The 12086-nt window shown below is 44.9% G+C and carries 7 protein-coding genes and 1 pseudogene; 1 reads left to right on the top strand and 7 read right to left on the bottom strand.

The window, feature by feature from the left end:
- Window position 1: 1 nt before the first annotated feature.
- From H1230_RS14770 to lgt, 6 genes are all read right to left on the bottom strand, one after another.
- Window positions 2–718 carry a Gfo/Idh/MocA family protein gene (locus tag H1230_RS14770; RefSeq protein ID WP_345773423.1) on the bottom strand — a complete coding sequence of 239 codons (717 nt, stop codon included), beginning with the start codon at window positions 716–718 and terminating at the stop codon, window positions 2–4.
- 20 nt (window positions 719–738) lie between these two features.
- A complete protein-coding gene (locus H1230_RS14765; RefSeq protein WP_239716538.1) occupies window positions 739–2355 on the bottom strand; it encodes a response regulator transcription factor in 1617 nt (538 codons plus the stop codon).
- A 100-nt stretch (window positions 2356–2455) separates the two neighbouring features.
- Entirely contained in the window at window positions 2456–4165 is a 1710-nt protein-coding gene (locus tag H1230_RS14760) for a sensor histidine kinase (RefSeq protein WP_239716535.1), read from the bottom strand.
- 202 nt (window positions 4166–4367) lie between these two features.
- On the bottom strand, window positions 4368–5210 hold the full coding sequence (locus tag H1230_RS14755; RefSeq protein ID WP_239716534.1) for a carbohydrate ABC transporter permease: 843 nt from the start codon (window positions 5208–5210) through the stop codon (window positions 4368–4370).
- Window positions 5207–6169 (bottom strand): carbohydrate ABC transporter permease, encoded by a 963-nt coding sequence (locus tag H1230_RS14750; RefSeq protein WP_239716532.1) that lies wholly within the window; start codon window positions 6167–6169, stop codon window positions 5207–5209. Before H1230_RS14750 ends, H1230_RS14755 begins: the two co-directional genes overlap by 4 nt.
- A gap of 389 nt (window positions 6170–6558) precedes the next feature.
- Complete coding sequence (gene lgt, locus H1230_RS14745) at window positions 6559–7347, bottom strand: prolipoprotein diacylglyceryl transferase (protein WP_239716530.1); 789 nt, start codon at window positions 7345–7347, stop codon at window positions 6559–6561.
- Window positions 7348–7752: 405 nt separating this feature from the next.
- Between lgt and H1230_RS14740 the strand changes: the two are divergent.
- Window positions 7753–8971: pseudogene (locus H1230_RS14740) on the top strand (IS256 family transposase).
- Window positions 8972–9197: 226 nt separating this feature from the next.
- Here the strand turns inward: H1230_RS14740 and mprF are convergent.
- Window positions 9198–11852, bottom strand: a complete 2655-nt coding sequence (gene mprF, locus H1230_RS14735) for a bifunctional lysylphosphatidylglycerol flippase/synthetase MprF (protein ID WP_239716528.1) — start codon at window positions 11850–11852, stop codon at window positions 9198–9200.
- Between the last annotated feature and the right edge of the window lie 234 nt (window positions 11853–12086).

The following is a 12086-nucleotide window of genomic DNA, read 5'->3' as shown; positions in this document are numbered from 1 at the left end:
ATTATTTGCCCCCAAGTGAATGAAAGTGTGGTGCGTTCGCCAGAAAGCCTTCCTTCGTATACAATTTACTTTCTTTGGTTAACGGGAGACTTACAGGCCGCGCCGTAATGACTGCTTCATAGATGGCTGTTATTAGCTCTATCATCTTCCGTCCTTCATAACCATCAATAAGCACCTGCAGCGAGTTATTCTCGATCGCTTTCATGACATCATCAATTTGTCCGGTGTGCCCCTTATAAAGTAACGGTTCAAGGCTATTGTAATACTGCTCCAACTCTTCCTCAAGCACCACATTCCGCTCCGGAAACCCATCTGCTTGCGAGGTAGACGCATACACATTCCAGGGTGCCGAGATTCGCTCCCGCTCCCCTTGAAAGATCATCTGCTGCTCTTGACCATGATGAACAAGCGAGCTTGTGATCTGTGCCAGACTGCCATTGGGGTAGGAAAGAATAGCAATAGAAAGGTCATCCACCTCGGCATTATCATGCGAAGTATTACTCATGACTGCCTGAACGGTGTGCGGCATGCCTAGCATCCATTGCAGCAGATCCATATGATGAACCCCATGATTAAGGGTACAGCCGCCCCCTTCTTTTTCCCAGGTCCCTCTCCACCATACGTCATAATAGCTGTGGCCCCTCCACCAAAAGGAGTCTACCTGAGTATGAACAATTTTGCCTGCTAAGCCAGAATCCAGTGTTGCTTTAGGTTTCACTCCTGAAATGATTTTCTGTTTTATTTAATTAGCTCTGTCGGATTCATTCCGGTAATTTTTTTGAACAGTGTGCTGAAATAGGGTATGTTCTTATAACCCACCCGTTCAGCTACCTCATAGACCAGCATATTGCGCTCTAGCAGCAGTTCCCGTGCTTTTTCAATCCGCACACGTGTTAAATAGGTGTTGAACGTTTCGCCTGTAATATTTTTAAAAATAATGGACAGGTGGTTGCGTGAAATGTAGACCATTTCTGAAAGATCAGCAAGTGTGACCTCTTCTGCATAATGCTCGTGAATGTAATGAGTCATGAAATCGACAACCTGTCTGTGCTTGCTGCTTCCCTTCCACTGCCGACTGCTGCAAATGCTGGTTATCTTGTCAATCAGCCAGTTAGCTAAGGCGTCCGGCCCGGTCAGGCCGACCAATTCCTTGGCAATCTGATCATTTGTAAAAAGATCATCCAGCACCAGCCCCGCCTCATACAGGGAATACGTAATTATCCCCCATAGCTCACTTCCCAGCATCTGCACGTAGTCGGGTGTAATCCCTTTCTGCTTCTTTAATTCTCTGATATAGTCAGCAACCAGCTGCTGCGCCTCAGTTTCCTGCGATGCCTTCATCGCACTGGCCAGTTTGAACGAAAACTTAACTGGAAACAGGGCAACCGAATCCTGTTCGCTGCTTATTTGCCCCTGGTAAACATAGATATCGTAAGTGGGTACCATCCTCCGCTCCCGCAAATCAATAGCACGGAAGGCTTCCTCCGTCGAGTCTGGAATCTTCGTCCACAACTCCTTGATACCTCCAATACCCACGCATATAACCAACTTAAGGTAACTCTTAATGCTATCAATCAGCTTGATCCCGAGCTCCTCCAGTTTCTGCTGTACTTGTTCCGGGCTCTCCGCTTGCGGATGAACAATTAGCAGTGTTCTTGTACTGTGAAGCTCCGTATATTCAATTGTCGGAAACACTTTGCGGGCGACCTCGCAGGCTATGTTGCTAATCGCAAACCGAAATAGATTCCAGTCCGATACAGATAGTTCGTTGGCACGATGATCACGAACCAGATCAATCCCAATGGTTATATGGCTGCAGTCCATCCAATAGCGATAAGGCGGCGGCAAGTGGGCACCACTGCGATAAGTACGGTCTAGCGTACCAACTGCAGCAGATCTCACCCATTCCTTCTCCACGAAAGGCTCATACAGCATCATTTTATCTTCAAGCTCACCTTGCTTGATTCTTTTCTCCTCTTCCTGCACAAGCTCTTCAATAACTTTGCCCAGAATAGATTTTAAAGTCGGGACACTAATGGGCTTGGACACGTAATCACTTACGTTGTACCTTAACGCCTGTCTGGCATGTTCAAAATCAGAATATCCGCTCAAAATAATGATTTTTCCGTTAAATCCTTCTTTCCTTAGTTGCTCCATCATATCCAGACCATTCATCGCCGGCATATAAATATCGGTAATGACTATATCCGGCTCAGTAGCTCGAATGATATCCAATCCGTCCACGCCATTTAGAGCTTCCCCAACCCATTCCGCATCCAGTTCATCCCAAGGAATCGCACGCTTCATTCCTTGCAGCACTTGGCGTTCATCATCAATAATGGCGATTTTCCACACACATTTTGCCTCCTTCGAACTCCACATCAGTCGGCAGCAACCAACTATAGAATGATCTATTCGATACTTTTCTCTATTTGCTCTTTATTGGGAGGTTCAATCAATAGTGGCAGATTAATCTCAACCCTTGTCCCCCAACCTCTCGTTCCATAAGAGAAACCCCATAACATTCTCCGAAATAACCAGCAATTCGCTCTCTTACATTACGAATGCCGTAACCTCCCGTATGACGCTTGAGTTCCTTGTCTACCACCTGCTTCAGCCCGACCCCATCATCATCAATAATGATCTGTAGAGAATTAGTGCTTCTGCTTATCGAGATGTGAATATGACCGCGATTCCGCTTATTGAAGCCATGAACGACCGAATTCTCAACAAAGGGTTGCAGAGTAAGCTTTGGAATATATAAGGGCTCTATGTCTTGCGGCACCTCTATCGTATATTGAAGTCCATTGCCCCAGCGCAGCTGTTGAATTTCCAGATAACACTCCATATGAATAAGTTCTTCAGCGATTGTGATAAAGCTGTCCCCATTGGACAAGCCAATGCGGAACATGCGTCCCATTAATTCCAGAATCCGGCTAAGCTCATCCTGTCCGGCTTCGATCGCCATCCAGTTCAATTGATCGAGCATGTTGTAGAGGAAATGGGGATTAATGTTAGCCTGCAGTGCTTCAATCTCGGCTTTTCGCTGCTGCTCATACCGGCGTTGCAGGGATAGATACAGTTCTTCGATCCGCTCGTTCTGTTTGCGGTATCCGGCAAATAAATACCCGAACTCATTCTCATAATCCACCGGCAGCTCCACATTGTTCCCGCCTACGGAATAAATCCTCATTGCTGTAACCAGTTGTTTGATGGGCTTCGTGAATTGCCTGCTTAAAAAGTGGGTGAGGAGCAGCACCAGCAGAACGGCGGCAATCCCAATGAGGCCAATCACTTCAGCCAGCCTGAAGCTTTTAGCGGTAATCTGGTTCCACGACGTAATCTCAACCAGCGTCCAATTGGAATCAGCCAGCTTCGAATACACCAGCAGAGAATCATCGGCTGCCTTGTTTCCCTTAATATGAACGTAGCCTGATTGTTGGTTCTTGATATCAACCCATTTGGACCATTCTGCCTGATCCACTGCCTGACCAATCTTCAGAATCTGCTGCCCTTGAGTGTTCATCATCATCCGATTCGATCCTGAGGAATTACCTGTCAGCAGCATGCGAATTTCCTTGGCTTTGACGTGAATCACAAGCACTCCCAAATTGGTATCCTCATACATAATTGTTCTGGCAAAGCTAAGCACCGGAACATCACCTTGAAAGCTGGGTATGTTATGCTCGCCGGTCCAGGCAAAATCACTCTTCGCCAGATTCTGGAATCCTTCCTGTTTATCCAGATCGGCAATATCCCGAAATTGGATATAACTTTTGGCATCCCCCTGGAGCGGTGCCTTCATGTATAGATCAATCCCTTGAATCACCGGAATCGAATAGGTCAAATTAGCCAACGCACGTTCAACACTCACTCGCCGCCGATAACGATCGAATTCGTCCTGCTTGTTCATTAGAAAGGTAATCAGCTCGTTGTCACGAGAGGTAGACAATGAGATCTGCTCAATCATAACCAGCCGGGTCGTAATTTCATTATTCAGCTCATCCAGCAGTTGCTGCTGGTAATGAGAGGTTGTCTGCACGAGTGCCTTTGACGAGCTGCTGTAGCTTGTCCAAGCGATGGAAGCGATTACTACAATGATCAGCACGGCAAAACCGTGGAAAAATAGGCGGTCGATCCTGAATTTTTTGAAAGGATTGGTCATAGTGCTTCACACTTCCTTTGTTCCTGTTGAGACAAGAAGAAACGGCTTCGCCGTCCTTTTATGGACGGCACCCGCTTCTTCGAGAAATATAAGGATAAGTTATCATGTGTACATATACATTCTTATATTTCGAAATAAACGATAAAGCAGCGAAAAAAGGTTCGTCGCTTTACCGCCATAGGATTGATAATTGTTGTTTATCTTATCCTTTTATTCCTGTTGTAGCAATCCCTTCAACGAAATACTTCTGCAGGAACATAAAGACAAGCGTGGCCGGCACAATCGATACCAGCGACATGGCCAGCAACTGCCCCCACTGCTGAGCAGATTGAGAATCGTTGATCATGCGAAGCGCCAATCCAACTGTGTATTTGTCCACCGAGTTAATATACAGCAGATGGCCCAGGAAATCATCCCAATTCCACAGGAAGCAGAAGATCATGACCGTAACGATTGCGGGCTTGGTAAGGGGCATAATTACTCGCCAAAAGATACCAAACCAGTTGCAGCCGTCTATTTTGGCAGATTCATCAAGCTCTCGTGGGATACCGCGGATAAATTGAATCAACAAGAAGACGAAGAACGTTCCGCCTGCCCCACTAGCCAACAGATGAGGCACAATAAAGGGGAGATACGTATTTACCCAGCCTAGTTGGTAGAACAATGCATATTGAGGAATGATCAGCACCTGTCCAGGCATCATCAGCGTCAGCATGAGGAGGGAGAACCAAAACTTTTTGAGTGGAAAGTCCAGTCTCGCGAAGCCGAACGCAACAAGTGTGCACGAGATCAATGTGGCCATAAGGACGGCAATTTCCAGTTCAAAGGTGTTAAAATAAAAGTCTGTGAAAGAATGTCCAGGAACGGAATTCCACCCATTTACGAAATTGCTCCACTGCGGAACAGATGGAAAAATATTGGGCGAGCTCAGCTCATTATTCGGCTTCAAGGATGCACCAATCCACCAAAGGACCGGGTAAACCATCAACAGGCTAAAGATGATCATGAAGAGATGTCGGGTAGCCAACTTCCATTTTTTCGTCATTTGCGTTTCTTCCCTCCAGTTTCCGTTTCGTAAAACACCCAATATTTCGAGGTGCCAGCGATAATGGCTGCGGCCGCAACGATCATGACGAGCATAATCCAGGCCAGCGCTGAGGAATAACCCAGTTGATAGCGGCTAAAGGCTCGTTCGTACAGATAGAGAGCGTAGACATAAGTAGAGTTCATTGGCCCACCATTCGTAATTACAAAAGCAGAGGTGAACATTTGGAACGCCCCGATAACCGCCATGATGAGATTAAAATACAGGATCGGCGACAGCATGGGTAACGTAATCTTGAAAAATTGGGTAAACCGATTGGCACCATCCACAGATGAAGCTTCATATAGATCGCTTGGAATTTGCTTCAATCCAGCTAGAAAGATTACCATCGTAGAGCCAAACTGCCAAACGGTCAACAGAACGAGTGTGGCCAGAGCCGTATCCGGACTCGTAATCCAGCCTTTGCCCTCTACCCCAAAGACAGCAATGATTTTGTTGAAGATTCCATCCACTCCAAAAATATTCCGCCAGAGCAAGGACACCGCAATACTGCCCCCAATCAGTGAAGGAAAATAAATCGCCGTGCGGTAAAGGGATATTCCGCGTATGGCTTTGTTGAGTACTACGGCCACAAACAGGGCCGCAATGAGCTTCAACGGTACCGAAGCAAGCACGTACATGAAGGTAACCTTTACAGATTGCAGAAATTTCGGATCGGCCGTGAATATGCGCTCATAGTTGCGCGTTCCAATCCAGTGGATAGGTTCCATCAGCGTGTAGTCAGTAAACGAATAGTATAACGATAAAAATAGGGGGTAGGCAGTTAGCCCGAGAAAGCCGAGCAGCCAAGGTGAAATGAACAAGTAGCCCGCGATGGGAGCGTTCCATCTGTTAAGAAAAGAGCTCTTTTTCCGTGTGTTCTCAGCGGGGTTTGTAATAACGGCTGTGGAACGATTCAAGTGTGGTCACCTCTTGTAGTCAATTTAATAGCTTAAGTATATAGGCGGCTACCTATGGACTAAAGGAGGGCAATGCTCGAATTCTTTCAAAATATAACGAAAAAAGAAGCTCTCTCTAAACTGGAAAGCGGGGCGGGGAAGGTGTTAAGCGAGGGAGAAATCAATCCTTATGCTTTTTTGTAATAAAATAATATACAAGACTAATAATTCCGCCTACTAGGATCGCCAAAAAACAGACTCCCCCCGTCCAACTTCCAACTTGCAGAAGGGACATATTACGAAATGACGTTACTGAAATGATCAAACACATCATTCCCATAGCTATGATAAATAAGGCTACCAGCCAATCCGTCTTGTTCATGTATGTCCACCCCTCCCGTGTTTCTTGCTTAAGCCGAATCTTGAACTGGTTTTATTACAGGGTTGCGCTTGAAAAAGTAAAGCATGAGTATTACAGAAATCAGTAAAACGGTTATACTCGTCCATTGTCCCGCAGTCCATTGCAAAGCATAACGAGGCGAGTCTCCACGAAGAAATTCAAGCATAAACCGGACTAATGAGTACAATATATTATAGCTTAAGAACATCATTCCTAATGGGAGTTTGACATTTTTCATGGCCATAAGAATACCAAAAACAACAAGATCCAACTGCCCTTCCCAAATTTCTGCAGGCCACAACGGAGATGCACCATATCTATCAAATGCGATGGTTCCTTCCGGATAGACGATACCGAACCCCAACCCCGTTGGAGACCCAAAAGCATCGCCGTTTAGTAAACAAGCAATTCGTCCGATAGCCTGCCCAAGTATAATGGCTGGTGCCAAGATATCCGCAAGTTCCCAAAAGGAGAGTTTGTGTTTCCTTGCATAAATGACTGCAGTGAAGAATCCGCCCACCAATGCACCCTGAATGGCGATTCCACCTTTCCAAACGGCGAATATCTCTGTTAAATGATCTGAAAAATACCACCATTGGAAAAAGAACACATGCCAGATTCTTGCCCCAACAATCGCACCGAATAGTAAATAAACAACAAGATTGGGGAGATGTTTCTGATATTGAGTTCCTCGTGCCAGATAATAAGCTACTCCAAAAGCAATTACAATCGCTAATGCGACGATAACTCCATACGACCTCAGAGAAAAGCCTCCGATTTCGAACAATATAACTCTCATACTACTGACCCCTCTTTGGCTATGAATTTGATTATTCAAAATCCCAACTATATCCCGGTTTCCGGATTCGCCTAATTTTTAAGCTAAATAAATTGATAACAGTCCCATTAATATTGTCACGATTGCTATGATACTTTTTAATACTTTTCGAGAAATCAGAAAGTCCTTACTAAGTGCTTGCAGAAGCTTCTTATTCGCCAATATCGACGCGAACAACAGAACTGGAACAATAAATCCGAGATTATAAAAGAATAAAACAAATGTTCTCTCTAGCAACTCCAAATATAAAGTAAATGACCATAATAACAGCGATGTAAAGGAGCAGGGATTAAGAGTCTGTAAAATATATTGTGTAAACTCTCAAACCCATTAAAATGGAAGTAAGAGAAAGGTTGGGGAGAATACATGGGACTTTGGACAAAACAGCAACTGCGGGAGTTTATTAAGGAAAACAACTTGGTCAGCGCAAAAGATGCGCAGAATGCCTTAAAGGATTTATTTGCTGAGACGATTCAGGAGATGCTAGAAGCCGAAATGGATACCCATTTGGGTTATGGAAAGCATGAAGTGAAGGCGAAACTCACTCCAAACAGTCGCAATGGAAAAAGCCGCAAACCGTAGTCAGTGAGTACGGTGAGCAGGAAATCGTTATCCCTCGAGACCATTTAGGCGAGTTTGAGCCTTTGGTGGTCAAGAAGCATCAATCGAATGTAACGGGCATTGAGGAGCAGATTGTGGCGCTGTACGCCAAAGGCGTCAGCACGAGAGATATCCAAGATCATCTACAGCATATGTACGGGATTGAGGTCTCGCCCACACTCATTTCCAATGTGACCAACAAGATTGTTCCCCTCATTAAAGAGTGGCAGAATCGCCCCTTACAAGGTGTTTACGCGGTAGTCTATCTGGATGCCATCCACCTCAAAGTCAAGCAGGACGGGGCTATTATCAACAAAGAAGCCTACATGGTCATTGGCATCGATCTGGATGGAAACAAGGATGTACTGGGCATATGGATTGGAGAGAACGAGTCCTCTAAGTTCTGGCTTAGCGTACTGAATGAACTGAAGAACCGCGGGGTTCAAGACATCCTCATCATCTGTGTGGACAACCTGTCGGGGTTCTCTCAAGCGATTGCGGCCTGCTACCCTCAAACGGAAATCCAAAAGTGTATTATTCACCAAATCCGTAGTTCCACGCGATACGTTTCGTACAAGGATCTGAAGAAGGTTACTGCCGATTTAAAGCCCATTTACAAGGCAGCTACCGAAGAAGAGCCTTGCTTGAACTCGACCGTTTTGAAGAGGTGTGGGGAGCCAGATATCCGCTCATCCTCCGTTTCTGGCGGAATAATTGGGAGGAATTAGCAACCTTTTTCAAGTACCCTCCTGAGATCCGCAAGCTTATCTACACGACAAACATGATTGAGAGTTACCACCGCCAGCTACGTAAAGTGACGAAAGGAAAAAGCATCTTCCCCACGGATGAGGCGCTGCTAAAAATGCTCTATCTCGCCACCGTCGACGTGACTCGAAAATGGACGGGGCGCGTTCAAAATTGGGGACAAATGCTCCTTCAGCTTTCGGTATTTTTCCCGGATCGGGTCGGTCAACACTTGCGATGAATCGCCACTCCCCCTCGGGGGAATCTGTGCTTAAAAGAGTTTACACAAAATTATTGACAGACCCGGGATTAAATCCATCCATAACACCCATTCCATTTTATTCCTTATTATTCTCTTCCAAAAAGTTTCTTTTCTCTTCACTGGCTTCTCCCACCTTCAGAATGTACCTCCATCCTAACGTAAGAATGTGTGGAAATTATGTATTCTCTTACTGTTATCCCACACTTTAATCAATACCTTTCTTGGGTCGGCGCGCAATCAGTCTTACCAGCTCTAATAAAAGAATCGGGAGCGAGACCGAAGTAGGATAGGCAAGATAACGTGGCTCCCAAGCTGGTGAGAACTTTTCCTTGTATTTTCTAAGACCCTCAAACCCATACCAATACCCTCCATGCTTAAAAACAAAATGAGCAAGCTTTTCTTCTCGAATGGCTGCTTGAGCTTGTCCTACGCTCGATAATGGAGCCATTCCTAAGCTGAAATATAAATAATCCTGCTCCTTGGCCCATTTTAATAGACAAACAAATAAATGATCCATCGTTCCGTTTGGGGTATTGAAGTCATGGCGCATGAGATCGACTGATAGAGTTTCACCATGATCATAGCTGGGAGCCAATGAGGCAAACGCAATGATCTCTCCCTCTGGACTGATTAGTAAAGTGATTGTGGATAGTTGCAAGTAGGACTCCTCGAACCAGCCCAATGAAAAGCCCTTTTCTTTTTTTCCCTTCAACCAGTTTCGAGAAATTTCACGAAGTCTTTCAATTAAATGAGACTCATGGGGAGGTTGTGCCACTTCAAAACGGAATCCTTCGCGATCGAACCTGTTATTCACACTCCGTAAGCTTGCGTTTTGTTTCCCGATTAGTGTAAAAGGCTTCAAAGGAACTAAAGCATCCTCACCCAATTTAAAAAATCGGTATCCATTTTCAAGATAAATCGGAAAATAATGTGGAGAAACCTGATAAAACACTACCGACAAATCATATAGATCTGCAAAACGCTGACATTCCTGAATGGCTTCACTGATTAGATCCTCATGTCCAATGGGATCGCCAAGAACGACGAGTTTATTTCTGATCACGGCATAAGGAATCACAACCTGATCGTTGCAAGCCCAGAAAAAACTTTTGTCACCAGCAAATAACATATGGGTCAGTAAGTTGCCCCGTTCGTGCTCAAGGAACAAACGTAATTTATGCAGTTCTGCTTCAGAAGCCCCCTTGTTAGACAAATGTTCGGGCCTGAGAATTAGAATAAGTGATATCAATAACCAAGCAACTAGAAGACCGGCGATTGCTGCCGCTGCATGTTGTGCTGGGTTAATGAGCCACGAAACCTTAGCATAAGAAGGCCAATGCTTTAAGTAAGCAGGGCGTAGACCCGAAGCAAGCAAGTCATAAACATAAGCGGCCACAAACGTTACAAGCCCCCAGAGAACAGCTTTTCCTTTGCTAAAAGGTGCACCAACCCTGAAAAAACGGTTTCGTGATATCCAAAGTAGCAGAGCCACGATGAGTAAGAAAATGGCTTCCTCAAAATCAAATGCCTTAGCGAATGTAAATAGGGCTCCGGCACATAGAAGAGATAGTGTCAATTGGTAAGCGCGTTTTACCCGATGCGAAATTCCCCAGGAAAGCACAATCAGCAAAAGGCCAATGATGACACTTAATTGATGAGACAACCGCATAAGTGGTGCAGATAACAGTTCCCCTGTAAATTCGAGCCTATACAAAAGGCCGGGCGTTGCAGCAGAGAGCAATAATATGAATCCACTAACAAATACAAGTTTGCCAAGTGACCAAGCCCCGAGTTCTCCTAGCAGCCCAAACTGATTAGGATAGTGCCATACTTTTTGCCAGCTGTTCAATACGCTCTCGAAGCCCTCATAATTCCGTTCTTTCTCATTATCACGATCCCTAGCAAAATCGTATGCGGCTAGAACAAGACCGATCATCCAAGGAAAAAAGTAATACAATATTCGGAAGAGGACGAGGACGGCCGCCGTCTTATCAGGTGGATAACCAAGCAGTTGAAGTCCAAGTAGCGCTGTTAGATCAAAGCCGCCAATGCCACCCGGAGCCATACTAAGTAAACCTGTAATAGCGGAAATCGTGTAGATTCCAAGCGCCTCTGTAAGTGAGAGCCCGGGAAGAAGACAGGAGCCAATCAGCCAGAAGGAGATTCCTGCTAAGACCCATTCCAAAAGGGAAGCGCCAATAGAGGCGGCAATTGTAGCTGCATTCATCCGGGGCAGATTCCTATTCAACCACTTTGTGTAAAACGACGTACGTTGTAGTATAACGTAACCAGGCAAATATAAAGCCGTAATCCACACCGCATAAAGTGTCCAGGGATGCACCCTTATGAGAATCTGTATAGGCAAAATACCGAAAATACCAGCCCAAGAGAGCAACGAAAGGCCGGTTATCGTAATCGTGGAGAGGAAAGCGATCGAAGCTGTAATCGTCTGCATCGGGATCTGCCGTTTTCGGTACAGAAAGGTCCGTAAAGCGGCTCCTGCAATGCCGGAGAAACCAATGACACTATTGGAGGTGTTTGCGATCCATGAATAACGGAAGGTATCCCAAAGACTGGTGGGAATTCGGAAATGACGTCGGAGAACAAAATCGTATACACTAATCGCAGCTACTGACATAAGCGCAAATCCTAACAGTAAGAACACAGTCGTTGGCTTTATATGATGAAGAATGTGAAGAGTCCTCACCCAATTAATTCTTCGGAACTCATTCTGCCCTTCCAAGTAAATAAATACAATCACTGCGGCAGGGATCATTATTTGCAATAGCTTAAAGCGGTAAAGAGCTGTGAATAGCTTAACGATCTGTACTCGTCGAAGAACTTCTCGGAAACTTTTCATCGGAACTCTCCTTATGGTTTATTAAGTCTACATTCTCAGTCTAAGTATACCCATGATATTATTTCGTAAAAAAGGTTAAGGAGTTTCTTCAATAAGTTAGGTTCTTTATGCTGCTCATGTGACGTAGTTGAACCGTTACTATTCGTTTTTATTTTTTATAGATAGAATTATGGAAAAACCACTATAACACAAGGCAAAAGAACCAATTTCAGAAACGAATATTTTTACAAATAT

The sequence above is a fragment of the Paenibacillus sp. 19GGS1-52 genome (assembly GCF_022369515.1).
In the GTDB taxonomy this organism is placed as follows: Bacteria; Bacillota; Bacilli; order Paenibacillales; family Paenibacillaceae; genus Paenibacillus_AQ.
This window is presented reverse-complemented; position numbering and strand designations above follow the sequence as displayed.

What these genes read in the sequence shown, in the direction of transcription:
- H1230_RS14760 (WP_239716535.1), bottom strand. Translation starts at nt 4,165, where the DNA reads ATGACCAATCCTTTCAAAAAATTCAGGATCGACCGCCTATTTTTCCAC.
- H1230_RS14755 (WP_239716534.1), bottom strand. Translation starts at nt 5,210, where the DNA reads ATGACGAAAAAATGGAAGTTGGCTACCCGACATCTCTTCATGATCATC.
- lgt (WP_239716530.1), bottom strand. Translation starts at nt 7,347, where the DNA reads ATGAGAGTTATATTGTTCGAAATCGGAGGCTTTTCTCTGAGGTCGTAT.
- mprF (WP_239716528.1), bottom strand. Translation starts at nt 11,852, where the DNA reads ATGAAAAGTTTCCGAGAAGTTCTTCGACGAGTACAGATCGTTAAGCTA.